Source organism: Tardiphaga alba (assembly GCF_018279705.1).
Classification (GTDB): Bacteria; Pseudomonadota; Alphaproteobacteria; order Rhizobiales; family Xanthobacteraceae; genus Tardiphaga; species Tardiphaga alba.
In genome coordinates this window covers 764778-791358 of sequence record NZ_CP036498.1, presented here as the reverse complement: position 1 = coordinate 791358, position 26581 = coordinate 764778, and the positions used below count along the sequence as shown (strand labels likewise).

Below are 26581 nucleotides of genomic sequence, written 5' to 3'. Positions count from 1 at the left end.
CGGAAGACGCAAAGTTCATTGTCGTCAGTTCGAGGAGCAGGAGATGGGGACAATCACAACCAAAGACGGCACCGTCATTTTTTACAAAGACTGGGGACAAGGTCAGCCGATCGTATTCCATCATGGTTGGCCGCTTAGCGCGGATGACTGGGACGCGCAGATGATGTTCTTTGTTGGCAACGGATACCGCGTCATCGCTCATGACCGCCGTGGACACGGCCGCTCATCCCAAACGGCCACCGGTCACGACATGGACACATACGCATCCGACGTGATCGAGCTTGCCGATACTCTCGATCTGAGGGACGCCGTACACATTGGTCATTCCACTGGCGGTGGCGAGGTCGCCCGATATGTGGCACGCTCGAGCAAAGGCCGCGTCGCAAAGGCTGTTCTGGTCGGCGCCGTGCCGCCGATCATGCTGCAGACAGCAAGTAATCCGGGAGGACTGCCGCTGCAGGTTTTCAATGGCTTCCGTGAAGCTCTGGTGGCGAACCGCGCGCAGTTCTTCGTAGACGTCCCGGCTGGACCGTTTTACGGCTTCAATCGTCCTGGGGCTATGGTGTCGCAAGGCATCATCGACAACTGGTGGCGACAGGGCATGATGGGAGGTGCCAAGGCTCACTACGATTGCATCAAGGCCTTCTCGGAAACCGATTTCACGGAAGACTTGAAAGCCATCGATGTACCCGTGCTAGTGATGCATGGCGATGATGATCAGATCGTTCCTATCGCGGATTCTGCACATCTTTCGATTAAGCTGCTGAAGCACGGCTCGTTGAAGGTCTATCCGGGCTTTCCGCATGGAATGTGCACGACGCACCCCGACGTGATTAATCCCGACCTTTTGGCTTTCGTGCGCAGCTAGGCGGAGATTTACGCAACCCCGCTTCAAGCGATCTGAGGTCACCGCAAAGCGAATACTTCAGATCGGCTTGCCGACGGTCGTTGTTGTTTTGTCTCTCTCGGCAACGTTGCCCTGAAACGGTCTGAGATCGAAGAACAGCGCACTGACCGCTAGCAGCGGAGGTATGACAAAACACCAACTCCCGACCGCAGCAAACAACAACGCGGCTGTTGCGCAACCAATCGCAAAGAACCCAACCGCTGAAGCGATGGACTTCAGGCGTTTGAAAATCGCCCCTAACTGTTCGCGATCTCTGCTAAAAAGGGTGTCAGCTAGGTCAATCATCAACTGTGTAGTCGTCCCGGTCATCAAGGTTGTTGGCGGAGCTGCGCTGAGATGAATGCGATGCACGGCGTTTTGTACAGCCATCGCCGATACGAGGGTCAAGCCTGCGGCCAGCGCGGGAATGCTGTCTCCGTCTCTAGATGGTCCTAGTGTAATCGCAAGCACCGCACCGACCAAGAGAAGTAGACACTTAAACGCCAGCATGTATCGGAGAACGGGCGCACCTCGTATAGAAAGTGCGTGACCTCCCAGTCTGGTTGCGATCACAACGATGCAAAAGACCGGAAGTGCGAGGAGTTTGGTCAGAACTCCGGATGTCCCAAGAGCCAGCGCGCTCCCTATTGTCACGAAATTGCCGGTAACGTGCGCGGTAAAGAGCCCTTGAAAGGCCAGAAATCCCGCCGTGTCGGTATAGCCACCGTTGTAGCTGAGCAATCCGGTGAGACTGAGTTTCATGGGCTTGCCTCCGTTGGCCTTCGATTCGGAGCGTCGATGAATCGGCGTTGGGCGCTACCTTCCTGGAAATATGCTGCTCGTGCGCGGCTCTTTCTGAATGCAAGCGCCAGCAGAGTCACCACCCGTATTTGAGTTCAAGCCCCAGATAATTGCTGTCGTGACCGCCAGCGCTACGTAGCGTATCGCCGATCTCGTAGTGAACGGCTTCGAGCGCACCGGTTAGATTGGCGTTGAAGGCATAGTCGGCGCGCAATTGCGTGTAGAGTCCACTCCAGCGATTGCCCATTCCCGCGGTGCCGGTAACCGCAACATTCGGCTGGATATAGATGGCATCGGCCGTCGTCTCACGCCATTGCAACCCAATGCCGGCGGTGACCGTGAGCTTGTCGAGTGGTTTGACGGTCAAGGTCGGCTTGAGATGGATTAGGTTGGCATATCCGGTATAACCGGCAAGCGTGAAATAATAGCCGTTCGGAAACAGCGGATTGAAGGTGCCGATGGTGCCGTCACCCGGCTTGCGATCGCCCGAGGCCGCATCTGCCTGCAGGCCGATGCGTGGCGTCCACGGGATATTGGTCAGGGTGTAGCCCACGCGACCGCCTAGCGCCCAGGCTGCAATCTCCTTGGCGGCAACATGGCCGGTCTGCCCCATCGCTTCCAGATCCCAGTCTAGGCCATTGATCTGACCGGCGAAACGGATGTCGAAGATGTGCCGCTGCTCGGCGCCGAGCGCATCGAGATAGCGCGCATTCGAGCGCTCATATAGCGAATAATAACCCGACAGTTCATTGGTCCCTAGCACCTGGCGCTCGACGCGCAGGGTGCTGAACCTGAAGTCACGGTTGGAGATATCATCGAACACGTCGCCAAAGCGATATTGCACTGGCTGGCTGACGAAGCCGATAAGACGCCACGGGCCGATCTCGTAGTCGGCCCACAGTGCATCAAATGACTGCCGGACATTGGGGCCATCCCGCGACGACACGAAGCGCTGAAGGTCGAAGGAAAAGTCCTGTCGACCGACGCGTGCCTTGAATGTGCCATCGCCGAGTTTGTCGCTATAAGCGACGAAAGCGAGGCGCAGGTCGAGCTGGTTCTGATCGACCGCGGTGACACTCGCTTTGTCAAAGGTGCGAACATCCTCAAACTGGGTGAAAATCTGCCAGTTCTCATTCAGATGCACATCGACATGCATTTGCAGGCGCTGCAGCAGATAGGCATCCGGTCTGGTGCCACCAATGCCGAAGCCGGATGCGTCATTGATCTCGAAACGCTCACGCATGGTCGCGCCGAGCGAGACATAGCTTTTCGGATCCGTGACGTAGAGCGGAATATATTTCAGATCATCGAGCGGCTGTGTGCGCAAGGCGGGATTGGCCAGCACCGACCAATCCTCCTGCCAGCGGTTCGACGAAATCTTCGGTCGCGCGACCGCTTCATCCGCAAGAACGGGCGCATAGGCGATCAGATGCGCGGCGACAGCGCAAGCCACCCCTCCTCGCCAACGCCTAATGCGCTGCTGCGTGGATTTCCGCAACATAGCCTCCCGGGAACTGGACAATAGCGGCGCGGCGATTATCGGCCGTATAGGGCTCGACCAGAACGCTGACGCCAGCGGCCTTCGCCTTGACAAGCGTGTCATCGAGCGAAGTTACTTCATATCCGGCTAGTTCGTGACCATAGGGATAAGGCAGGCGACCATCGGTCACCAATACGGTCATCCTGCCGAATTTCGACGTGATGCGTATCCGCCGATAGCTGTCATTCGGGCGGCCGATCTCGATGCCCGGCGCTTTCGCATCGTCCGAGACGATGCTGCCCTTCGAGAATGTTACGAAGCCTTTGACGAACTCCGCGGCCTTCTCCGAGGGCACGTAGACGCGGTTCTCGGGAACCGTCTGCAAGTCGGGATAGGATGGCACATTCGTGTGCCAATAGAGCTGCATATTCACGCCGCCCGGCCATTGCACCACCGCATCGCGTCCAATCGGATCCGGGAATGTCGTCACCAGCACGCCAGCGCCCGCCTCTTTCGCGGCGCGCACGGCGGCATCGATATCGGTCACGAGGTAGCCGGTGCGCTCATGGCCGAACGGATACGGGATCGGCGTCTTGAAGCCGAACACCGAAATGGAGCCAACTGGCGTCAGCACAAGCTGCGACGTGGTGCTGCTCGGCGTCGGCGTCACGGTGGCGATGACCTGCTTCGTGCTCTTGCCGCCAAAAGTCGCGACAAAGCTCTCCACGAAGCGATCGACATCTGCCGGTGCCACATAGACGTGGGTGGTGTCGTATTGCGGCCCTACCGCGTAATTCGCTTTCGGTTCGCGCGCGGCAGATGGCTGCATCACAGCCAGAGCCAGCAGCGCGGACAAAGCGAGTGTTGTCCTGACGGAATGGCGCATGAAAATCATCCTTGTCATGCCGGGTGAGAATCGTCGGTCTGAAACGACAGCGCGGGATTATGCAGATCCAGTGCCAGGAAGTGGCGCACCACCGGCGGCTGCGGCCCGACATGGAATTGCACGGTGTCCCGCTGCACGTCGGCATCCGCATGCGAGACGCGGTGATGCTGGCGCAGATGCTCGGCCCAGGATTCCACCATGAACCATTCAACGATCTTCTCGGTATCGCTGGCATCCTCGGTGATTCCCCAGCCATAGGCGCCATCACGGCGCCGCGCCGCTGCGAGGCGTTTCAGGCCGGCGAAAAACGACACGCGGTTTTCGCGCAGGATGCGATATTCGATCAGGATCAGCACCGGACCGCGATCATGCTCGATGGGCTCCGGGGTGAGCGGCTCGGGCCAGTGATTGGATGGCGTCAGATCGGCCTCGCCTGCCGGCAACTTCATCCGATGCATCAAGAATGCAATAATGAACAACCCAGCGGCGCAAACCAGCAGCGTCATCGGCAAATCCAGCGCCTGTGCGACCGCGCCCCAGCCGAGGCTGCCGGCGGCCATCGCGCCGTTGAACACCATCAGATAGACGGCAAGGCCGCGCCCGCGCACCCAGTTCGGCAGCACGGCCTGCGCGACACCGCTGAAGGTCGTGAGTGCCGCGATCCAGGCGGCACCGAGCAGCAGCAGTACCGGCACGGCCAGCCATTTCGGCGGGGCCAGCGACAGGATTACCATCACCACTGACGTCATGATGGCCGACAGCAGCAGTAAGCGATCGGAATCTAGCACGGCGCGCAGTCGCGGTAGCACCAGCGCGCCGCCGATGGCGCCCGCGCCGACCGCCCCCAGCAGCACGCCATAGAAGCCGGCATCGCCGCTCAGCAGATTGCGGGCGACGAGCGGCAGCAGTGCCCATACCGAGCTAGCGAAAGCAAAGAAGATCGCCGCGCGCAACAGCACGACGTGAAGCTCGCGGCTGGCGCGCGTATAGCGCAGGCCCGCACGGAACGCGCCGAAGAAGCGCTCCGACAATTCGTCCTGCCCGGTACTTACGCGCGGCCACCACAGCAGCGCCGCGATGACGAAGACATAACTGGCGACATCGGCGCCATAGGTGACGGCTGCACCGAACGATGCCAACAACAAACCGCCGGCCGCCGGGCCGATGGAACGCGCGATATTAACACCAAGCGAATTCAACGCGACGGCGCTCTTGATGTCCTGCCGCGGCACGAGCTCAGGCACGATCGCCTGCCAAGCCGGACCGGCCAGCGCTGCGCCGACGCCACCGACAAAGGTTAGCGCGATCAGGAGATTGACGGTAAGCCAGCCATTCAGGGCCAGAAACGCCAGCGTCAGACTGACCGAAGCCAACAACAGCTGCACGGCGATGAGAAACTTGCGGCGATCGAGAATATCCGACAGGACGCCGGCCGGAATGGCGAACAGGAAGATCGGCAGCGTCCCCGCTGCCTGGATCATCGACACCGCAGCGGGGGACGCGGACAAATCTGTCACAAGCCACGAGCTGGCGACATCACGCATGAAGCTGCCGGTATTGCCCAGCACAGTTGCCGTCCAGATGACGGTGAAGACAATCTGCTGAAATGGCGCAAAAGCACTCGACGGCGCCACGGGCTTTGCTGCGTCACTCATGTGCCTGCCCTCCCATGCGCGCGTTGAGATCGTACCAGGCGACAAGCAGGAATCCGCCGCACAGGCCGATATGTTCGAAGAACGAATTCGCCGCGCCAAAACGTTCGGGAGGCACCATCTCCCAGAAACGGTTCGCCATGAAAGTTGCCAACAGCGTGAAGCCCGCCAGCGACAGCGCGCCGAGCCAGCGGCCGATACCTGTGAGGATCATCATCGACGCAGCCAATTCGAGAACGATGACGAGCACCGCGAATGGCGCCGCCGGCAGCATGCCGAAATGCGTCATCTCGGCAACCGCGCCTGGGAAATCGAAGGCCTTGACCAGGCCACCCTGCAGATAGGCCGCGCAAAGACAAAGCAATGCGAGCCACCGGACGAACGCAGCGCCCATCAGGCGCTGCGCAATGGACGTGATGGCGTTCACCTCACACCGCCCAGCAGGCACAACCGAGCGCGCCCCAAAAACTCTTGAGATCGGAGATCGGCAGCTTGCTCGACCATGCCGTGGCATGGTTGTGGCCATGAACGCCGCAATCATTGGCGCAGCCGCAGCTCATCGCCATTTTTTGCGCGACGGCCTGACCATTCGCGTCAGGAGCGGCCCAGGCGCCATAACCGCCGAAGGTCCGGACCGGCGACCAGTCGGGCATTGCCGGCGGTGGCGTGGTATCGTCGAATTTGGCGAAGTCGCCGGCGCCATAGACGATTTTGCCGCCGACGACGGTGAGCACTGACGACGTGTCGGCGATCTCATCTTCAGAGCACGCGAAGAAATCCCGATCCGGCACGATGAGGTCAGCGAGCTGGCCGGCCTGAATGCGGCCCTTCTTGCCTTCTTCATTGGAGAACCATGTCGTGTTCTCCGTCCACATGCGCAGCGCCGTTTCGCGATCGAGGCAATTGCGTTGCGGATACAGCCGCATGCCGCCGACGGTGCGGCCGGTGACAAGCCAGGACAGCGACACCCACGGATTATAGGACGCCACCCGCGTTGCATCGGTGCCAGCCGAGACTTTGACGCCCTTGGCGAGAATTTTTGACACCGGCGGCGTCGCTTCGGCCGCACCATGGCCATAGCGCTCGACGAAATACTCGCCCTGATAGGCCATGCGGTGTTGCACGGCGATGCCGCCGCCAAGCGCCGCAATACGATCGATGGACTGATCCGAGATCGTCTCGGCGTGATCGAAGAACCAGTTCAGGCCCTCGAGCGGGATATCCTGGTTGACCTTCTCGAACACGTCGAGCGCCCGGCTGATGGTCTCGTCATAGGTCGCATGCATGCGCCACGGCCAGCGGTTCTGCGCGAGGATGCGGACGACCTCCTCCAGCTCGCCTTCCATCTCCGGCTCCATGTCCGGACGCGGCTGGCGGAAATCCTCGAAATCGGCCGCGGAGAACACAAGCATTTCGCCGGCACCGTTGTGACGGAAATAATCGTCGCCCTGCTTGTATTTAGACGTCTTGGTCCAGTTCAGGAAATCGTCCTTCTCGCCCTTCGGCTTCTGCGTGAAGAGGTTATAGGCGAGACGGATGGTGAGCTGATCCTCATCATGCAGCTTCTGGATGACCTCATAGTCTTCCGGGTAATTCTGGAAGCCACCGCCAGCATCGATGGCGCCGGTAACACCAAGGCGATTCAGCTCGCGCATGAAATGCCGGGTCGAATTGACTTGATAGTCGAAAGGCAGCTTCGGGCCCTTTGCCAAGGTGGCATAGAGAATGCCCGCATTCGGCTTAGCCAGCAGCAGGCCATTGGGATTGCCGTTGGCATCACGCAGAACCTCACCACCCGGCGGGTTCGGCGTATCCTTGGTGTAACCCACGGCACGCAAGGCGGCGCCATTCAGCAGCGCGCGGTCATAGAGATGGAGGATGAACACCGGCGTATCCGGCGCCACCGCGTTCAATTCATCGATGGTCGGCAGCCGCTTCTCTACGAACTGATGCTCGGTGAAGCCACCGACAACCCGCACCCACTGCGGCGGCGGCGTCACCGCCACCTGCCGCTTCAGCATGCTCATCGCATCCGAGAGGCTGCGCACGCCGTCCCAGCGTAGCTCCATGTTGAAGTTGAGGCCACCGCGGATGATGTGCAGATGATTGTCGATCAGGCCCGGCAGCACGCGCTTGCCCTTGAGATCGACGACCTTCGTCTTCGGCCCGGAGAGCGCCATCACCTCGGCTTCTTGGCCGACACGCACAAAACGACCATCCTTGATCGCGACCGCGCTGGCCGTCGGATTGGACCGATCAAGGGTCGTGAACAGGCCGTGATGAAGGATGAGGTCGGCGGTCTGCTGCTCGCTCATAGCGGCGCTCCGTGATGTCTGATGGAAAATGGGCCAGCGGCGGTGCCGCTAGCCTTCGCGCTTTGGCTTCGCTGCAGCAGTCAGCTCGGCATCGACCTGCTGCCCTTTCGGCAGATGGCCGAACATGTGCGGCTTCACCTGATGTAGCCAGGAATGCGCGACCGGCTTGCTCTGCCAGAGCCCCTTGACCAGAGGCGGCAGCTGCTCGCCGACCAGCATGCCCAGCAGGCCGATCAGTGCGATGATGGGCGGCGCCGGAGAGCGCACATTGATCACGCTGTAGATGATGCCGACCAGAAGACCGGCGCAGGCCGAGATCACATATGCTTTCATGATGCCGCCCTCGCCGCTTACTTTGCGCCGCCTTCGGAGGCGTGCTCGCCGAGCGCCCACTTCGAGAAGCGGATCTGGATGCCGTAGGGCGAATGCGCCTTCTGGATCTCCATCATGCCGTCATAGGTCTCGCTACGGGCCCAGTCCTGCTGCAGCTCATAGGCATATTGCGACGAGGTGATCGGCACGGCACCGGCCTGAATCGCACGCTGCATCGCGCGCTCATGCGCCTCGAGCGAGAGGTCACCACAGGCGTCGGCTGCGATATAGATCTCAAAGCCTTCGCGCAGCATGTCCAGGGTCGGGAAGATCACGCAGGCTTCTGTCCAGAGGCCGGCGATGACGAACTTTTTGCGGCCGGTGGCAGCGACAGCCTTGCGAAAGTTCGGGTCGAGCCACGAGTTCATCGAGGTGCGATCGATGATGTCCTGGCCCGGAAATAGTTCGGTCACTTCTGGAATGAACGGACCCGAGAACGAGTCTTTGGCGACGGTGGTGAGAACCGTCGGGATATTGAACAGCTTGGCAGCCTTGGCGAGAATCTGAACGTTGTTGATGGTCACCAGGCGATCATGCGACTGAACGCCTTGGAACATCGCGGGCTGAAAGTCGATCAATGCGATCGCACTATTTTGGGGAGTTAGCATCTCAAGGACTGACATTGTGGTGCTCCGTAACTTTCGGTTGTGCCATGATCTCCGATCCGGATCGGATCAGCTCCCGGAGAGGGCGTCCGGAAGCGTGCGAGCATCGTCGAAACACTGGCCGAGGCCGGCGCGGCGGTCTTGTTCAGAAGTGGGGTGTTTTGAACGCTAGGACGCGCTGCCCCGGGCCCAAGCAGGGGAATTCAGAACAAGTGCGCGGTGTGGCTTAATGTGACTGCAGCGGATTCAGTTTTAGTGCGGCGTTTCGACACCGCTGTGCACTTATCGAGAGATACCGAAGAGTGAAACGGGAGAAGACACACCTCGTAATGCGTGTCCGCCGAGACTGGACATACCGCAATCGAGATGCCGAGCGATCGCGTCTGTCACGAGGATATCGTGGCCAAGGCTTTTCTGCAGCGCCTCTACGCGGTAGGCTTCGTTGACCGCCGGTCCAATCACGGTGAAGTCGAGACGCGCGGACGAGCCGATGTTGCCAAAAAACACTTCACCAGCATGGAGCGCAATTCCCGCTCGGAGGGGCTGCCAATCGTCTTGCAGAACTGACGAGGCGCCTGGCTTTTCCTGTACCCGGCGTAGATCGTCGAGTCCCGTTCGCGCCGCATTCAGTGCCTGCTTCGCTGCGGGCGAAGCACTCGTTCCTTCGATCGGGAACACTGCGAGCAGACCGTCGCCGACGAACTTTATGACCTCCCCTCCGTGTGAAAGGATGGCACTGGCCATAGCCTCGAAGTACATGTTCAGCAATGCAAGCATCTGAGATGCAGGCAACCGATCCGACATTTCGGTAAAGTTTCTAAGATCCGCGACCAAGATCACGGCGGTTATAGCGGCGCCGGCCCCGCGTTTGATCGAACCTCGGAGTACTTGCTCGGCCGGGCGTTCGCCGAGATAAACATCAAGCGCGTTGCGAGATATGCGCTGCTGGCTATGCCGTTGAACGTGAAGCGCGAAGATCTTGAATATCCGCTCCAATTTTTGGGCAGTTTCATCTGCAAATCCGTTTTCGTCCCGCGTCGAAATCGTAACGGCATTGCGGGCATCGAGACCGCATAGAGGTATTGCCAAATACTCGGTCATGCCGGAGTCGGCCAACTCCGCCATCAGCGGAAATTCTGACCTTGCATCTTGAGGAGTACGTCTGATCGACGTACCGGTGGAGAAAATGGCTTGCAGGGGATTTAGTCGATATGCATCGGAATTTATTACTTCGTCGGCGACTCTAACCTCATCGCAAAATCCGTCGTCGCTATTCCAATTCCAAGCAAATCCGACGAGTTGCGGGTGCAACGTTCCTATGTGGAGACTCAAGCGCTCGATAGGCGCAGAAGCCCCTCGCAAACGCCAGATCAATGCCTCGACCAGCTCAAGCGTATCATGTTCTCTGACAGCGGCATCGAGCAACCACTCCTCGATGTCGTTGAACGTCACAATGTTCGATTCGACGACTAGTTTTCGATCCGAACGCCGTACCAGTACAACATTCGCAGGATAAACGCGGGGCGCAGGATCTAAACGGCGGATCATGATGGTCCTGATCTAAAATTACACGCCTCATAGTCGTCTCAGAATTCGAGACTTCGCCAGTGCAGCCTCCAATCTACTGCTCGGGCTTTAGATCTTCCAATTTACTGCTGGTGGCGAGCGCTTGTCTTGTCGATTAGTCCGCAGCTCCTCATTAAGATCCACGCGTCCTCTATGGGCCGACATCGCGAAAGAGAAGCGATTCGTCTGCGCTATTTCCGTAGCGCATCCACTCCACCTCGTGGATACGCGGTCGTGATTCTGTCGGCCATCCTGACCAATTCTATGACCGTGGAGGCGCCCATCTTTCTCATCACCTGGCCTCTGTGCAGTTTCACGGTGGCTTCCGTCACGCCGATCTGGACAGCAATCTGCTTGTTCAGTTTCCCTGCGACGACCAAAGACATTACCTCGCTCTCGCGACGAGAAAGGGTTGCGTATTTTTCGCCAATCGATCCGACTAATTGGCTCTCTGCCCTGCGCAATGCATCCTTCTTCAACGCGCGGTGGATTGCTTCCAAGAAATCTTGCTGCCGGAAGGGCTTTGTTAAGAATTCAACGGCCCCGGCTTTCATTGCGCGGACAGACATGGCCACGTCAGCATGTCCACTAATGAATACAATCGGAAAATCCTGCCCGGTCTCCAACAGATGATCTTGAAAGTCGAGGCCGCTCTGACCAGGCAAGCGAATGTCGAGCACAATGCATCCTGGACCATCAAGTCGGTCACTTTCGACAAACTCACGGACCGACGCATATAGCTCGGATCTCAGGCCAACAGATCGCAACAGCCCGTGCAACGCTTCCCGAATGTCGGCATCGTCGTCGATAATGACGATCGACGGCTCCGAGGCTGCGTCAGCGCTCTGCATTTGATGATCTCGCTTCGGCTGGCAAGGTGAAGTGAAAGACGCTTCCGCGCATGGCGGCGCCGGCCTCTGCACCAATGGTGCCGCCATGAGCCTCGACAATCGATTTTGAGATTGAAAGACCCATACCCATCCCACCAGGTTTCGTCGTAAAAAACGGATCGAACATTCGGTCCATATTCGATGATTCGAGGCCAGAACCATTATCCTCTACTTTGATGATCACCTCCCCCTCATCACCCAAGCGCGCACCGACAGATACAGTACGCTCGGCCTCCATCTGCTCCGTTAACGCTTCGAGGCTATTCATAATCAGATTCACAAGCACCTGCTGAAGCTGAATTCGATCGCCCTTCACTGGCGGAAGCCTGGGTGAGACATCTACCTTGAGCATGACGCTTCGGCGTCGAAATTCTGCGCGCAGCAGGTCGAGAACCTCGTGAACTATACAGCCGAGATCGAGTGGCGTGGCTTCCGGCTCCGACTTCTGAATAAGCGCTCGTATCCTGCGCACAACGTCGCCGGCGCGATGGCCGTTCCCAACTGCCCGTTCTGCGGCCTGTTGGGCCTCGAACAGATCCGGCGGCTCTTGAGAAAGACGCAGCAAGCAGGTTTCGGCATTCGTTACGAAGGCGAGAAGCGGCTGATTTATTTCATGAGCGATCGATACCGCCAGCTCGCCCATCGTCGTCAATCGTGCCACTTGAACCAGATCAGCTTGAGCACGAGACAGTGCTTCTTCACTGCGTTGGCGCTCGGTAATGTCTCGAAATACCAATACCGTGCCAGTTATCACTCCACGATCGTCTATGAGTGGCGATCCGCAATCATCGATCGGAATTTCGCTACCGTCGCGTCTGATGAGGACCGTGTGATTTGCTAACCCGACGATCGTCCCAAGTCGCAACACCTTAGCGGCAGGATCCTCGACGATCTCGCGGGTATCCTCGTTGACTATGTGAAACACCTCTGGCAACGGCCGCCCAATCGCGTCGGGCATGTTCCACCCTGTAAGGTCCTGCGCGACGGGGTTCATGTAAGTTACTTGCGCTTGGCTATCTGTCGCAATTACAGCATCACCGATACTCGTTAAGATGGTCTCCAACCGCCGTTCGCTTTCCCTCGTCCTACGGTCAGCCGAGTGTTTGTAGAGAGCTACATCTATTGCCGTACTGAGTTGTATTTCATCGACTGGTTTGAGGACGTAGCCGAACGGCTCAGTTCTTATCGCCCGCTTCACCGTTTCCGAATCGGCATACGCTGTGAGAAAGATTACAGGCACGAAGCAGTGCAACTTCACCCGCATGGCAGCATCGATACCATCAACGTCGGAACGCAAGCGTATGTCCATCAGAACGAGATCCGCCTGAGTTCTTAGGACGCTATCGACAACCTCTTCGCCACGATCCACGACTCCGACGACGTCGTGCCCCATTTTCCTGAGCAACCGCTCGATGTCACGGGCGACAATACGGTCGTCTTCGACCACTATGATTTTCGTCGCCGCCATTCGATTACCTGCATCGACATTCGATGCCCTCCATCCTGAAGAAGAAAAATGCGTCTAAACTGCCGAAGGGCTCGGACTAGATTTCTCCGGCTCCCTTTTGGCCGAAACGTCGATCCCGTTTGCTAGAATGCGGCGAGGCGTATCACGGATTTCTCCTGAAAGCGAAAACCTCAGAAGCGTTACCACGCCCGCACTCGATTGTGTCTCAAGCGTTGCGCGAAGCTGATGGGCCAAATCTTCGACAAGCTGCAGGCCAAGAGATCGCTTCTTGCCGTCGAACACAACGAACCCCACTCCGTCATCTTCGACCTTGAGTTCAAGGTGACCATCGGCTCGTGACCTTAGCGACACCTTCACCTTACCTTCACGATCATCCACGAAAGCATGTTTCAAGGAATTCGATACCAGCTCATTGACTAACAACCCACAGGCGATCGCGCGGTCCAAGTCGAGCTGGATGTCGTCGACACCAAGCTCGAGACTTATCCGTTGTTGATTGGTCCCATAGACCCGGAACAACTGCGAACATAGACTTTCTATATGCTGACGCATCGAAATACGGGCGAGGTTCCCGGCACGATAGAGATTTTCGTGCACCAATGCCATTGCTCGTATACGGTTTCGGCTCTCTTCGAAAAGTTCCGCAACCTCAGGATCCGATGCGCGATCAGCCTGAAGATTGAGAAGACTGGTGATGAGCTGCAGATTATTCTTCACTCGATGATGAACCTCGCGCAGCAGCGATTCTTTTTCTTCAAGCGACGCGTTCTCAAGAGCCACCGCGACTAGTGTGGAGATTAGCTGAAGCAACCGAACGCGTGCGTCTATGAAAATCCTCACCTCCGAACGGCTTTCAAGGTACAGCACACCGATCAGCCGCGCATGTTTCGACAGAGGAATGCATATGAGTGAGCGGATCCCATTTTCGGTCAAATATTGATCCGACTGATACTCGCCACCGGCTCTTACATCTGGAACGTTGATCATGCTGCGCGTCGCAGCGACGTGCCCTATCAGTGCCGCAGGCGCATGGCTTTCCTTGAATTCAGCTCGATGAATGCTGACTTTGACGTCTGCACCGTCGCACGTTGCCTCCGCCTCTAGTCGCAATCCGTCTCCATTCGGAAGCAGGAGAAGAACACGATCCGCACCTGCACTTTGGATGATGCTCGTTAACAGCGTTCCGACAAGCGCGTCGATATCCACACCTTCGGATACAGCTTCAGACGTCGCAAGGACCGCGTTGAAGTAAGCATCTCCAGAATCGCGCAGCCGGGCCGCCGAGCTACCACCAGGTAGAAGACTTCCCGGATACCCCTCTTCAAGCTGCCCCGCTTTGGCAGTCGCTCCATACTTGAGATAGCAGTCTCTGGCCGCGGCAATATGCACATCTTTGGCACTGCCCAAGCCGAGGGTGTCGTACAAGCGCGCGGCGGCCTCGTGGGACATTGCTTCGATGTGCGCGAACCCCTCGATGCGTGATTGTTCGATGGCGTTCTCGTAGAGTTGCAAGGCAGCCAGAGGTTGCTTTTGCACGCGCTTCAGTTCGGCTTCAAGAAGCGTGGATCTCGCCCCAAAATTCTCAGGACAGTGATATGCGAGAACTCTCAACTTCTCTACGCATAGCGATAACTGCTCAGTATGGAACGAGAACTCAGCGATCGCCGATGGCGTTGCTGCGCCTGCGCAGGCAAGTCCGGAATAGAAGTAAAACTCTGTCAGTTCAAGGTGCCCACCGGACGTCCAAACAAGAGCCGATGCCGCTCGAGAAGCCTCAAGCGCACCTTCGTAATCACAGCCAACCACCCTTAGCTCCAGCTTGCGAATCCAGTACCAGCACGTCGCAATCGCGAGTTCTGGGCGATCCTTTAGATAGCGTTCGTATGCAAGTTCGTTGAAATCGCTATCGTCCATCGAAGGGAATGCATCCAAGTCTCCTCGATATGCTCTCACCAGCCTCAACTGCGTCGATATAATCTCTTCTATGAGACCAAACTTTACGGCCGCCACAAACTGAAGCCTGTCATTCGCTAGACTCTGAACTTCTTCGAGGTGCACCCCTGAGAAAAGGAAGCTGCTGATAAGGGTGCAGCTGCTAAATCCCGTATAATTTAGATCGCCACAGTCCTTCGCTAAGTCGAATGCTTCTCGATGGAGACGCCATGTTTCTCGGATAGGCCGACTATAGGGCATGACGTGATAGCAGAACGCCATCTGTACGCGTGCTTTGAACGGATCAGTTGGTCGATCGTTCGACAGCTTGAATCCCATCTCTCCGAAGCTGTACCCAGCTCTCCATTGGTTGAAGGTGGGACCGAGTGTCATGCCGAGATAGGCGTAGCCAAGACCGGATGCATCGCTGTTGCCATAATTGCGGCTGATATTCGCCATTCGACATAGTACGAGGCAGACGAGATTGTTGTCGGTGAAGAAAGCTGGAGGCAGAACGGCGGTCAGGACATCGAGAACGATGCGCTGGACAGGATCGTTGAGCTCGCGGAGGTCACTGCGTCGATCGATAAGTCCAGCCTGGATCTCTTCCCTAATCGGCACGAATTCATTCAGAAGATCATCGCCAGTCGGATGCGGTGACCAGTTTATTCCTGCTCGTCTTAGAAATGTGAGGCAGACTTCCACTGCCCTGTCTAGCTGCCCGGAGGTGGTCAAGCAGGTGGTCAATAGCCATGCGACGGAACCACTTTCGGACAGAGTGAGACTTCTCGAATTTAGATCCAGCAGCCGTTGCTCTGATGAGGCAAGATCGCCCAATAGAAATTCGCTCTCACTGAGATGAAACGCGAATTGAAACGCAACATCAGGATGCTCCTCCCACGCGTTGCGTGGCAGGAAGTCCGCACCGGCGCGAAGATACTGGTGATAGGAGGCATGAGCTGAGGATGCCTTCGCGCTTTTCGCCGCTTGCAGGTTCAGCCCGGCCGCCAGCAGGCGCTCGGCGGGATCCACCACGTGAGCCTTACCGAGATTCAACTGATCGACCGCTTCGAACACGCGCTCTGTCGAAGGCTCTACAGACAGAGCGGAAATTAGACCTCTTGCGATCTCGATATGGCGACCTGAACGCTCTGAAGGAGCGATGAGACCGTAAGCAGCCTCCTGAACCTTGTCGTGGACGAATACATACCTGCGACCGACTCGTAAGACCAAGCCAATACGCACGATATCAGATAAGATGCTGTCCACGTCGTCCGGCGGCAGATGCAAAACTTCGCCCAAATTATTAATGTCGGCACTCACCCCAAGGCAAGCCAGCGTCTCGATCGCACGTTTGGCGAGATTGCCTTGGGTTTCCAGTCGCGACTTCAACAATTCATCGACGACGTACTTCCTTGTTGCGGAGCGCATGCTTTGGATATGCCACTCCCATTTCCGAGAGCGATCGTCTTGCTTTATTGATCCTTCGTCAGCAAGCGTTCGGATGAGCTGCTTAGAGAAGAATGGATTGCCGCCCGACGCGTCATGAATAAATTGAGCGAGATCACGGACTTCCTCTCGCGGCCTCCTCACGCAGTCGACCGTGAAGTCGACGGTGTGCTCGAGCTTCAGTGGCGAGAGCGGCAACTCCTGAACAACTGATCCTGCTGCCGCAATTCTCGCGAGAGCATCGCTTAACGGGTGCTGGGCGTTATTTTCATTTGCACGATAGGCGCCGAGGAGAAGTAAGTATCGGACCTCAGGATCTACAATGAGGCTGGACAATAGTTCGAGCGTGCCACCGTCGATCCATTGCATATCGTCAATAAAGAGTACGAATGGATGGCTTGCGTTGGCGAGAGCGCTAAAAAGGCGCTTCATCACGGTATGAAACCGATAGCTCGCCTCTCGCGCAGGCAGAGCGGGAACGGCATTTTGAGGGCCGATGATCATACCCAGGGAGGGCACGAGGTCAGTTACCAGGCGGGCGTTGGGCCCAAGGGCCGCTTCGATGTTTCGGCGCCAAGGCGCTATGGCACCCTCGCCTCGGCTGTTTATGCCTGTAAAGAAGGAATCCAGCGCTATAGTGAGCGTGGCATAAGGAGCGTTGGATCGACTTTGTTCACATTTTCCGATTGCGAACAGCGCATCGGATACGACAAGCCGTTTCTGCACTTCTGCTATGATCGCCGACTTCCCAACACCCGAAACGCCAGACACCAGGACAAAGTCGGATAAGCCTCGATCGGCCAATCCCTCGTAGACGGCCAACAGTCGCGCCACCTCGACACGACGACCATAGAGTTTCTCCGAAACGTATAGCTGATTTGGTGTGTCATCCAATGCTATTTGGAATTCATAGATATCCCCACTCGCTGTCAGGTCGTCGAGGCAACGCGAAAGATCAGCTCGGAGTCCTGACGCTGTTTGGTAGCGGTCCTCCGGCTCCTTTGCTAAGAGCTTCAATATTATTTCGGCTACTGGCGCAGGTAAGTTACGAACAAAGGCACCGGGCGGCATCGGTTCGCGTGCCATATGTGCATCGATCCACTGCGATAGGCTTCGCGCCGCGAAAGGCATCCTTCCTGTGAGAAGTTCGTAAAGAGTTATACCGAGCGAATAGAGGTCACTGCGCTTATCGATCGATCGATTTGCTTTGCCGGTCGCTTCTGGTGATAGATAAGCAACGCGGTTTGTGTTTGGCGGCACCGCGAACGCTCGATCGGCCGCTGTCTCTCGAGATGAGTATTCGAAGTTGGCTAGATGAACCGCGCCAGAGCGATTGACCATTAAGCTCGACGGACGGATATCTCGATGGATGATGTTAAGGTTGTGAAGTTGCGCTAGCGCGTCGGCGACTGCGATGGCGATGGTAAGGAATTCCGACAGCGACCGTTGCTCGCCGGGACGAACGGTCATCCAATGACCTCCCGGGTCATTAAGGAAAAGAGTGACACGCGCTTCGTCTTCAGTCAGTTCAGTAGGCTTTACGGACCACTCATCACCGAATTCCGATGCAATAGTGAACTCATTGACCAGCCTCCGTCGTTGCTCCGACGCGGCTAGTCCATGGGTTGTTGTCTTAATCAGTTGCGCTGGAGTCCGGTCGCCGGCCCGACGTCGATAAACTACGACACCTTCATCATCGTACAAGCGATCCGCTTCATCAATCCAAGTCGTCAAGAGAACCCCGCCTTTCACTTCAAAGAAACGGTGCGTGTCGTTCTCTAGGACGATACCTATATGCGCTCGTCTCGCAAATGCCTGAGTTTTTGACCATCTGGATTATGGTCAGGCTCGATGGATTACCTGGAACAGCCTGCTCCGCGCGAGAAAAACACTCCGGCGATCACCCGACCAGTAGTTTCGCCATAACAGGGACCAACAGCGATGTAATGAAGGCATTTAGTCCCATCGCCATCCCTGCAAAGGCGCCCGCAATTTGATTAACTTGAAATGCGCGAGCAGCGCCCAATCCATGGGACGCGAGACCTGCTGCAAATCCTCGCGCGCGGTAATCGGAAATTCCCAGCCAGTTCATGATAGGAGACACCAGTATCGCACCCATCACTCCCGTCATGACTGTGGCCACGACCGTGACAGCGGGATTCGCACCGATTGCATCGCTGATGCCCATGGCCACTCCCGCGGTGACTGATTTCGGAGCGAGGGCGAGAACAACTTCGCGCGGCAATCCCACGAGTTCCGCCAGCAGGATAATCGATACGATTGCCGTCACTGACCCGACGATCAGCGCCGCTAACATGGGAAGTAACGCAGCACTGACTAGTTTTCTATGCTCGTAGAGAGGAGCAGCAAGCGCCACGGTTGCCGGCCCTAGTAAAAAGTGAATGAACTGGGCGCCCTGGAAGTACGTCGGGTAACTGGTTCCCGTTAGGTAGAGCACCGAACTGACGATCCATATCGAATGCAGCACGGGATTCATCAGAGGATTTCGACCGGCCAACTCCGACGCGAGATTGGCCACCACGAAGACAAGCAGGGTTACTGTCAGCCACAGCAATGGCGATTGTGAAAGATACACCCAGAGAGGCTGAGGACTGTCAGTCAGTGGATTCGCCTCCTGAACCCATCAGGCGACTTATCATGATGAATGTGAGTACCGTGGCGAGCAGCGTCGCGATGACGGATACCGTAAGAGCGAGAAATATCGCGATTCCGCGATCTGCGATCAGATCTAGGTTCTGCGTGACTCCCACACCTGCGGGAACAAAAAGGAGCGCGAGACTTGCAAGAAGCCCTTTGGCAGTTGCCTCGACTTTTTGCTTCGGCTCCCGTTCACTGGACAGGTATCGATCACGCACGATCAAATAGACAAACAGCAAGCCCATCCCGATCACAGGTCCGGGCACAACCAACTTCGCCCCTCGGACAACCGCCTCTCCAATTAATTGGCAAAGAAGTATAAGGGCTAAGTTCGCGATCATCGGTGGTCTTTCGCTGCTGGGCATGAAGGTCCAGCGATCTGTGTAGTGAGTTTCGTCACCAGGTGCCTTCTTTTGTCGGCGCGCCGACCAGTGCCTGCTATCAAATCGGATGGATCATGTCCCGCGCATACGCTAAGCCGATGCCATATCCGCCGCCATGCGCTTCCACAATGGCACGGGCACCTTCATAGGTATCGCGTCTCGTCCAGTCTCTTTGCATTTCCAAGAGCACTTGGATCCAAGACGTCATCTGAGCGCCTGCAGCCTCCATTCGCCGCATAGCCAAATCATGACTACGCTCGCTCAAACCACCGCACGCGTCGCCAACAACGAAGACTTCATAGCCATCCGCCAAGGCCGACAGTACCGCGAACGACACGCAAGCTTCGGTGAGTAGTCCGGAGACAATCAAGCGCCTGCGTCCTGTTCGCTCAATCGCCGTACGAGCGGCATCGTCTTCCCACACGTTCATACTACGTCGGTCTATTGGATGAACATCAGGAAGATATTGAGCTATTGCGGGCATGATTGGACCGCTGTAGACCTTAGTCGCAGACGTTGATGCTATGATCGGAATATTGAACGTACCAGCCGTTCGCGACAATGCGATTGTGTTGTTGAGCAGGGTCTGACGATCGATTGACTCCACTCCGAACGCAAGGCCTGCCTGATGATCGATCAGCAGCACAGCGCATTGTTCGGGCTGCAGCAAATGATTGAGTGCCGACATGAGAACAACTCCAAAGTCCGGTGCTAGACTTTCTAGGCGAGATAATGTCCCTGGCCGTTGACCAGAATTGCGATCATCCGATGCCCGTTTCCAGTCACATCCCATCAGAAGCTGGTTGAAGGGTTCGCTTCATCCTTCCCAACCGTCCAAAAATTCCAGCAACAGCCCGTTCACGCGCTCGGGCTGCTCTTCGTGTGGAAGATGACCACACTGCTCGATTGCTTCTGCACGGAGATTCGTTGCCATCTCGCTCCAGACGGTAGCCATGTCGAACATTCTGCCAACCGCCTCGAAATCGGCCCCCATAGCGAAAGGACCGGGCAGGCGATCTTGGTCTCGGCGTCGACCTGGTCTTGGGCGACGTCCTCGCTGTTCGCCCTGTAGTCTGCCATCGCTCCTCGGACCGCGCCGGGTCCGCGATAGGCTTTCACATAGGTATCAAATGCATCGCCCGAAATCGTATGTGGGTCGTAGCACCAGTCCGAAAAGAAGTGCCGCAGCCAGAGATCCTCTCTGTCGCGTATGAGCATTTCCGGAAGATCAGGCACCAGATGAAAGAAGAAGAACCAATAAGCTTTGGCAATCCTTGCATTGATCTCACGGGCGACGACCCGTGTCGGTACGTTGTCCATCACAACGAGACGGTCAACCAGCCCGGGGTGGTCCTTGGCGAAGCGCGTCGCGACGCGAGCGCCGCGGTCGTGCCCGACGAGAGCGATCTTCCCCAAACCCAGTTCTTTGAGCAAAGCGACAATGTCCATAGCCATCGTGCGCTTGTCGTAGCCGGACGCAGGCTTGTCCGTCTCACCGTATCCGCGCAGGTCGGGCGCGATAACACGATACTTTTGGGCAAGAACTGGGATCTGAAATCGCCACGCAAAACTGGTCTCCGGGAAACCATGCAACAAGATGACGGGGGGACCGCTTCCCGCGTCGAGGTAATGCTGACGAATTCCATTAGCATGGGCGGTGTGGCGCCGGATATCGACCATGAGGCTCCCCGTGTGTGGTTTGTGGAGTTCTCTTAGAGATGCATCACCCGATCGCGTTCGGGCTACTCGCGCAACGTTAGCCTCGACGCTGCAAGCGATCTTGAAGATAAGTCTGGTTTTTCTGACCACTTTCTAGATCGCTCCGCCCTTACAATGGCGGAACCTTCAACATCACTGGTCAGATATCGGACTATCGTTCAAGGCAGTCGATATTGCGGCGTTCTTTAATGAATAAAACTTCCGTTCGCTGATGGGATCCAATCGCCATTAGCCGGATAATTTTCGGCCGGGCAACGTTACCACCTCGACCAACGGCTAGGTGGTCATTGACCAATAGTCAGTTGTCCGAATTTGGTTCGAGAAGCATGCTACTCCGATCGAGCAATGGCGCGCGATAACCTCTTCAAGGCCGTTCAGCTCTAAGAGGATAGCGGGATGCTTACTCAAGAACGATCATTGCCGTTCGGCGCCGATATGGATGCGCTGGGGTATCCCGCAAGCGACATGTCGGATTCCAGAGAATTGCACGGCGACGGCTTTTCCTTCTACCGACGGTCGTCATCCGAGCCAACCTGCGGTCGCATAACATCCAAAGCACGCGGGACCGGTTTCATGGTCGCAGTCGCCCAGAGCGAATGCTACCGACGGAACATTGCCTATAGATCGCTTATGCGTGAGCGCCACTTTCGGAAGCATGCGGTCTTTATCAGAGACCTGGCTTTTTCCTATATCGCTGAGCCCGTTGGCGCATTCGACTTTATCCTTATGGAGATTTCCCAAAGTTATCTGACGGCGCTGGCTGATGCGCACGGCTGGGAACGTACTGTCACGCTTGCATGCAACAACGATCACATTGACCCCGTTCTCTCGAACCTTCTTCGCGCTGCGCTCCCGGATAACGAGCAACAGGTTCGCTCGAACGAGCCGTTCGTCGATCATTTGGGCAGCGCGATCGGAATTTATCTACTCGAGAGATATAGCGGAGGCCCGCCCCGCGTATCCGGGCGTCGGAAGACTCTATTGAGCCAGCGCCAACTGACATCCGTCAAGAATTTGATGTTAGGCAACCTCGATGACGTGCCCCCGTGGAAGACTTGGCAAACGCTTGCGGCCTATCGCGCGGTTACTTCATACATGCGTTCAAGAAAACGACGGGGCTGACTCCTCATCAGTGGATTCAGTCGCAACGTATCGAGCGGGCTCGGAACGCATTGGCCAATACGAGCCAGCCTCTGGCCGAAATCGCACTTGAGTGCGGTTTCTCAGATCAGAGTCACTTTACGCGGGTCTTCTCGAAAATTGTAGGTTCGCCGCCAGGCAACTGGCGTCGGCATGTGAAGGATGCTGCGCTTTGAGGCCACGATGCATGTTGTAGTCGATTAACGCCAATTGCTTCGAGCAGAACGTTCCAAACAACTGACTTTGCGACAAGCAAGGGGGCGAGCCTTCTGATCTTCTATCCGCACAGACGGGTGGGAAGATGAACTTCAAAGGCATTGCAAAGCTGGGCTGTGTTGTCGCGTTTGCAGGAGGTGCGGCTGCCTTTCTATACGCTTGGCATCCGGCTATGCCGCCGATCGATCCTCCCCCTCCACGAAGTTTCACGAGCGAGATAGTCGCCAAGGGGAGAAGCCTCGCTTTTCTCGGAGACTGTCGAACGTGCCACACGGCGCAAGGAGGGAAGCCGTTTGCCGGCGGATTCGCCATGCCTACTCCATTCGGCACGATCTATTCGACCAACATCACACCGGATCCCGAGACTGGTATAGGACGATGGTCATCAGCAGCATTCATCCGCGCTATGCGCCAAGGCGTTGATCGGGAGGGGCGACATTTATATCCAGCCTTCCCTTACGATCATTTCAGCCTAACGTCCGATGAAGATTTGAATGCTCTCTATGCATTCTTCATGACACGAGAGAGAGTGAAGGCTACGGCTCCGCCGAACGCTTTGCCATTCCCGATCAATGTGCGGCTGGTCCTGGCAGGCTGGAAGTTGCTTTTCCTTCGTGATCGCAGGTTCGAGCCCGATCCGACGAAGGACGCAATTTGGAACCGCGGGAAATATCTTGCCGAGGGTCTGGGTCACTGCGGTGGATGCCACTCCCCCGCAACCTAATGGGCGCCGAAGAAGCCTCGCGAGCGTATCATGGGGAGGAGCGGAGGGATGGCGAGCCTATGCGCTCGGATCCGCGTCGCAGGCATTGGTGAAGTGGGACGAGGCTGCGCTTACTCAGTACCTTGCCGATGGCTATCATCAGCATCACGGCATAGCGCGTGGCCCGATGGCTCCGGTCACGACGAACCTTTCTAACGTTGCAAGAGACGACGTCGCGGCTATTGCGCGCTATATTGCTTCGATTTCGAATGGCCCCCGCAACAGGAAATAGCGAGTGTCGCTAGAGCGACAGAATCGCGAGGCCCAGGTACAGCACCTTCATCCGCTGGCATCCAGGCCGCTTCACCGGTCCTACCTGGCGATAGTGGCGGCCAAATCTACTCAACTACCTGCGCCACGTGTCACGAAGGCGGTCGTAAATTGCCCTTCGGAGGTGTGGGCTTGGCTTTCTCGTCTGCCGTCAGCGGAGAGACCGCAGAAAACCTCGTTAACATCATACTTCATGGGCTGCCCGCGACCGGAGCAACGCCGCAACCAATCATGCCGGGCTTCGCCGACGTTCTTTCGGATCAACAACTCGAGGAATTGGTGAGGTATGTGCGCGTGAATATTGGTCAACGAGAGGCTTGGGGAATAGCCCCAGCGTCATTCGCTCTGCACGTGAGCGGAAAGCGTTGGGCAACTATCAACCAAAAAAGCCATCGTTCTGAGGATAGGATAATGATTACAATTTCGCTCAACGGAGCGGAGCACACGATCAAGTCTTCGCCAGAAACGCCACTACTGTACGTTTTGCGTGACGAACTCGGTCTCAACGGCGCAAAGTATGGCTGCGGGCTTGGTCAATGCGGTGCTTGTACCGTAATCGTTGATGGCAAGGCGATCTTGTCGTGTGTGACACCCGTGATGCTCGTTGCTTCAAGGTCCGTGATCACACTCGAAGGCCTTGGGGCTGCTGAAAATCCCAGTGCCATTCAGCGAGCCTTCATCGCCGAGCAGGCCGCACAATGCGGCTATTGCATCTCCGGAATGATCATGCGTGCGAAGGCGCTGTTGGATCGATCCCCATCGCCTTCAGACGCTGATATCCGAGCGGAGTTAGAACCCCATCTTTGCCGTTGCGGAACTCACATGCGGATTCTGCGAGCTATCCGTCGCGCCGCTCTAGATCCCAAAACCCCCAACTCGGCCCGGGCTACACAATGACTCGACCGCTTTCGAGACGCACCGTACTTTCTGGAGCCGGCGCTCTCACACTCTTTTTCGGATGCCGTTTGGCGAGGTCGCAGACCGAAACAGGAAAGCCATCCGAGCGTCCGAAAGATGCACTTCCTGGCAGTCTCGCGGACACTCCTCGAATCGATTCCTGGATTCGAATAGATGCAAAGGGTCAGGCAACAATCTTCACCGGAAAAGCCGAACTCGGCCAAGGCTTGAAGACGGCATTGCTTCAGATTGCGTCGGAGGAGCTGAAGATCGATTTTGCGGCTTTACGTCTGATCACGGCCGATACCGAAATGACCGCCGACGAGGGGTACACCGCGGCTAGTCATTCTATTCAGGACTCTGGAACAGCGATACGGCACGCGGCCGCCCAGGTTCGCGAGCTTCTAATCGATGAAGCCGCCGTGAAACTGGGGACCAACCGGGCAACTCTTCGCGCCACTGACGGTGCGGTGGTCGGTCCGAACGACCTACGTATCAGCTATGCTGAACTGGTTCGTGATCAACTGCTGGCCGTGAATGCTCAGCCAGTTTCGAGATTGACCGCCACGACTGACTTTAATGTCATGAACCATAATGTGCCGCGGATCGATATTCCCGCGAAGGTCACCGGTGCCCCCGCATACGTTCAAGATTTGCGCCCGGAAGCAATGTTACATGCGCGCATAGTCCGGCCTCCAGCGCCGGGGGCGAAACTGAAAGATGTCGATATTCGGGACGTAGAGCGCACCCCCGGGGTCGTGAAGGTTATTCGTGATGGAGATGTGCTGGCTGTCGTAGCCGAACAGGAGTGGACGGCCATACAAGCAATGCGCCGGCTTGCGACACTAGCCGGATGGGCCGAGGCTCCATCGCTGCCCGACCAGAACGATCTAGCGACAGTTCTAACGCACCTTCCATCCGACGACGACGTGATACTCGATCGCGGCCGCCACGGCGTCGAAGGTCAGGCTATCGAAGGTGTATTCACCCGGCCTTATCTTGCTCATGGCTCCATCGGGCCCTCGTGCGCCATAGCTTTGGCTCAAGATTCCGCTGTCACCGTATGGACCCATACCCAGGGCGTGTTTCCTCTCCGCAAAGCCATCGCCGAGATGCTGCGCATTTCGATCGACCGTGTCAGGTGTATCCACGTGGAGGGGGCAGGTTGCTACGGCCAGAACGGCGCGGATGATGTCGCTGCGGACGCCGCACTTTTAGCTGTTGCCGTGCCCGGACGCCCCATTCGAGTTCAATGGATGCGTGAACAGGAGCACTCGTGGGAGCCGTTCGGCCCGGGCATGGTGGTCAAGGTGAGGGCCGTCGGTAGCGCAGATGGCTCCATCGCCGAGTGGCACCATGAAGTATGGAGTCAGTCGCACATGATGCGGCCCGGTCCGGCTGGCGCCTTACTCGCCGCCCAGATGATCGCAAATCCGTTTCCGCCTGCTCCTCCCGTCAAACTTGCTCAACCCGAGGGAGGCGGTGACCGGAATGCCATTCCACTTTACTCGCTCCCAAACGCCAAGGTCGTGCACCACTTTCTTCCAGAGATGCCCCTACGGGGGTCCTCAATGCGGTCATTGGGAGGCTATCTAAACGTCGTCGCGATCGAGAGCACTATGGACGATCTGGCCCGGCATGCACGCATAGATCCCGTAGAGTTCAGACTTCGCCACCTTACGAACATGCGCGGTCGCGCAGTGATCGAGAAGGCGGCAGGAGAATTTGGCTGGGCACAGCGATCGGAACTACCACGCTACAGCGGTTATGGCTTTGCGTTCGCACAGTACAAGAATCTTGAAGCTTACTGCGCAATTGCAATGGAGATCAGTGTAGAGCCAGAGACAGGCCGCGTTCGGATATCGCGTATCGTAGCGGCGGTTGATACCGGAGAGATCGTTAGTCCGGACGGAGTGCGCAACCAGATTGAGGGCGGAATCATCCAGTCCTCCAGCTGGACTCTTTTTGAACAAGTCACGTTTGATCAACGCCGGGTGACCTCAGTCGACTGGTCGGCGTATCCGATCATGCGGTTTTCGGACGTACCTCTAGAAATAGCAGTGCACTTAGTGAACCAACCCGGCGCTCCGTTCATAGGCGTCGCAGAGGCAGCGCAAGGCCCGACCGGAGCAGCACTTTCGAACGCGATATGTGACGCGATCGGAAGTCGGCTCTACGAGCTGCCATTCTCGTCCGACAAGATCCGAAACGCGACCGCAAACCCTTAGTGGAG

Annotated in this window: 22 protein-coding genes and 2 pseudogenes; 7 read left to right on the top strand and 17 right to left on the bottom strand. The window is 57.0% G+C overall.

Annotation, left to right across the window (positions count from 1 at the left end):
• The first annotated feature begins 43 nt into the window (after positions 1-43).
• The gene (locus RPMA_RS03755) at positions 44-868 is read left to right on the top strand and encodes an alpha/beta fold hydrolase (RefSeq protein WP_211911597.1); all 825 of its coding nucleotides are present in this window, start codon (positions 44-46) and stop codon (positions 866-868) included.
• 57 nt (positions 869-925) lie between these two features.
• On the opposite strand, the gene RPMA_RS03750 is transcribed toward RPMA_RS03755, so the two are convergent.
• From RPMA_RS03750 to RPMA_RS28505, 17 genes are all read right to left on the bottom strand, one after another.
• On the bottom strand, positions 926-1648 hold the full coding sequence (locus tag RPMA_RS03750) for a YoaK family protein (RefSeq protein WP_211911596.1): 723 nt from the start codon (positions 1646-1648) through the stop codon (positions 926-928).
• A gap of 115 nt (positions 1649-1763) precedes the next feature.
• Complete coding sequence (locus tag RPMA_RS03745; protein WP_211911595.1) at positions 1764-3188, bottom strand: alginate export family protein; 1425 nt, start codon at positions 3186-3188, stop codon at positions 1764-1766.
• Complete coding sequence (locus RPMA_RS03740) at positions 3157-3996, bottom strand: glyoxalase (RefSeq protein ID WP_249225682.1); 840 nt, start codon at positions 3994-3996, stop codon at positions 3157-3159. Before RPMA_RS03740 ends, RPMA_RS03745 begins: the two co-directional genes overlap by 32 nt.
• 71 nt (positions 3997-4067) lie before the next feature.
• Complete coding sequence (locus RPMA_RS03735; RefSeq protein WP_211911593.1) at positions 4068-5708, bottom strand: MFS transporter; 1641 nt, start codon at positions 5706-5708, stop codon at positions 4068-4070.
• A complete protein-coding gene (locus RPMA_RS03730; protein WP_211913419.1) occupies positions 5701-6099 on the bottom strand; it encodes a DoxX family protein in 399 nt (132 codons plus the stop codon). Before RPMA_RS03730 ends, RPMA_RS03735 begins: the two co-directional genes overlap by 8 nt.
• Before the next feature lie 34 nt (positions 6100-6133).
• Positions 6134-8020, bottom strand: a complete 1887-nt coding sequence (locus tag RPMA_RS03725) for an amidohydrolase (protein ID WP_211911592.1) — start codon at positions 8018-8020, stop codon at positions 6134-6136.
• 48 nt (positions 8021-8068) lie between these two features.
• On the bottom strand, positions 8069-8353 hold the full coding sequence (locus RPMA_RS03720) for a XapX domain-containing protein (RefSeq protein WP_211911591.1): 285 nt from the start codon (positions 8351-8353) through the stop codon (positions 8069-8071).
• Positions 8354-8370: 17 nt separating this feature from the next.
• Positions 8371-9015, bottom strand: a complete 645-nt coding sequence (locus RPMA_RS03715) for a hydrolase (RefSeq protein ID WP_211911590.1) — start codon at positions 9013-9015, stop codon at positions 8371-8373.
• Positions 9016-9279: 264 nt separating this feature from the next.
• On the bottom strand, positions 9280-10545 hold the full coding sequence (locus RPMA_RS03710; RefSeq protein ID WP_211911589.1) for an adenylate/guanylate cyclase domain-containing protein: 1266 nt from the start codon (positions 10543-10545) through the stop codon (positions 9280-9282).
• Positions 10546-10754: 209 nt separating this feature from the next.
• Positions 10755-11414 (bottom strand): response regulator transcription factor, encoded by a 660-nt coding sequence (locus tag RPMA_RS03705; RefSeq protein WP_211911588.1) that lies wholly within the window; start codon positions 11412-11414, stop codon positions 10755-10757.
• Complete coding sequence (locus RPMA_RS03700) at positions 11401-12921, bottom strand: ATP-binding response regulator (protein ID WP_211911587.1); 1521 nt, start codon at positions 12919-12921, stop codon at positions 11401-11403. Before RPMA_RS03700 ends, RPMA_RS03705 begins: the two co-directional genes overlap by 14 nt.
• 54 nt (positions 12922-12975) lie before the next feature.
• Entirely contained in the window at positions 12976-18036 is a 5061-nt protein-coding gene (locus RPMA_RS03695; RefSeq protein WP_211911586.1) for an AAA family ATPase, read from the bottom strand.
• A 166-nt stretch (positions 18037-18202) separates the two neighbouring features.
• Positions 18203-18925 carry an LrgB family protein gene (locus RPMA_RS03690; RefSeq protein WP_211913418.1) on the bottom strand — a complete coding sequence of 241 codons (723 nt, stop codon included), beginning with the start codon at positions 18923-18925 and terminating at the stop codon, positions 18203-18205.
• Complete coding sequence (locus RPMA_RS03685; RefSeq protein WP_211913417.1) at positions 18918-19301, bottom strand: CidA/LrgA family protein; 384 nt, start codon at positions 19299-19301, stop codon at positions 18918-18920. Before RPMA_RS03685 ends, RPMA_RS03690 begins: the two co-directional genes overlap by 8 nt.
• 100 nt (positions 19302-19401) lie before the next feature.
• Complete coding sequence (locus RPMA_RS03680) at positions 19402-20031, bottom strand: hydrolase (protein WP_211911585.1); 630 nt, start codon at positions 20029-20031, stop codon at positions 19402-19404.
• 170 nt (positions 20032-20201) lie between these two features.
• Positions 20202-21023: an alpha/beta fold hydrolase gene (locus RPMA_RS03675; RefSeq protein ID WP_249225542.1), complete on the bottom strand. Its 822-nt coding sequence runs from the start codon at positions 21021-21023 to the stop codon at positions 20202-20204.
• A 558-nt stretch (positions 21024-21581) separates the two neighbouring features.
• Positions 21582-21962, bottom strand: coding sequence for a hypothetical protein (locus RPMA_RS28505; protein WP_408056503.1), 381 nt, complete (start codon positions 21960-21962; stop codon positions 21582-21584).
• 146 nt (positions 21963-22108) lie between these two features.
• On the opposite strand from RPMA_RS28505, the pseudogene RPMA_RS28500 reads away from it, so the two are divergent.
• From RPMA_RS28500 to RPMA_RS03650, 6 genes and pseudogenes are all read left to right on the top strand, one after another.
• A pseudogene (locus tag RPMA_RS28500) lies at positions 22109-22159 on the top strand (hypothetical protein); the annotation flags it as partial.
• Complete coding sequence (locus tag RPMA_RS28495) at positions 22154-22378, top strand: helix-turn-helix domain-containing protein (RefSeq protein ID WP_408056533.1); 225 nt, start codon at positions 22154-22156, stop codon at positions 22376-22378. The pseudogene RPMA_RS28500 and the gene RPMA_RS28495, both read left to right, overlap by 6 nt.
• 125 nt (positions 22379-22503) lie before the next feature.
• Entirely contained in the window at positions 22504-23142 is a 639-nt protein-coding gene (locus RPMA_RS27945) for a cytochrome c (RefSeq protein WP_249225541.1), read from the top strand.
• A 420-nt stretch (positions 23143-23562) separates the two neighbouring features.
• A pseudogene (locus RPMA_RS27940) lies at positions 23563-23685 on the top strand (hypothetical protein); the annotation flags it as partial.
• Between the two features lie 177 nt (positions 23686-23862).
• A complete protein-coding gene (locus tag RPMA_RS03655; RefSeq protein ID WP_211913416.1) occupies positions 23863-24348 on the top strand; it encodes a (2Fe-2S)-binding protein in 486 nt (161 codons plus the stop codon).
• On the top strand, positions 24345-26576 hold the full coding sequence (locus tag RPMA_RS03650) for a xanthine dehydrogenase family protein molybdopterin-binding subunit (protein WP_211911583.1): 2232 nt from the start codon (positions 24345-24347) through the stop codon (positions 26574-26576). Before RPMA_RS03655 ends, RPMA_RS03650 begins: the two co-directional genes overlap by 4 nt.
• Positions 26577-26581 lie beyond the last annotated feature (5 nt).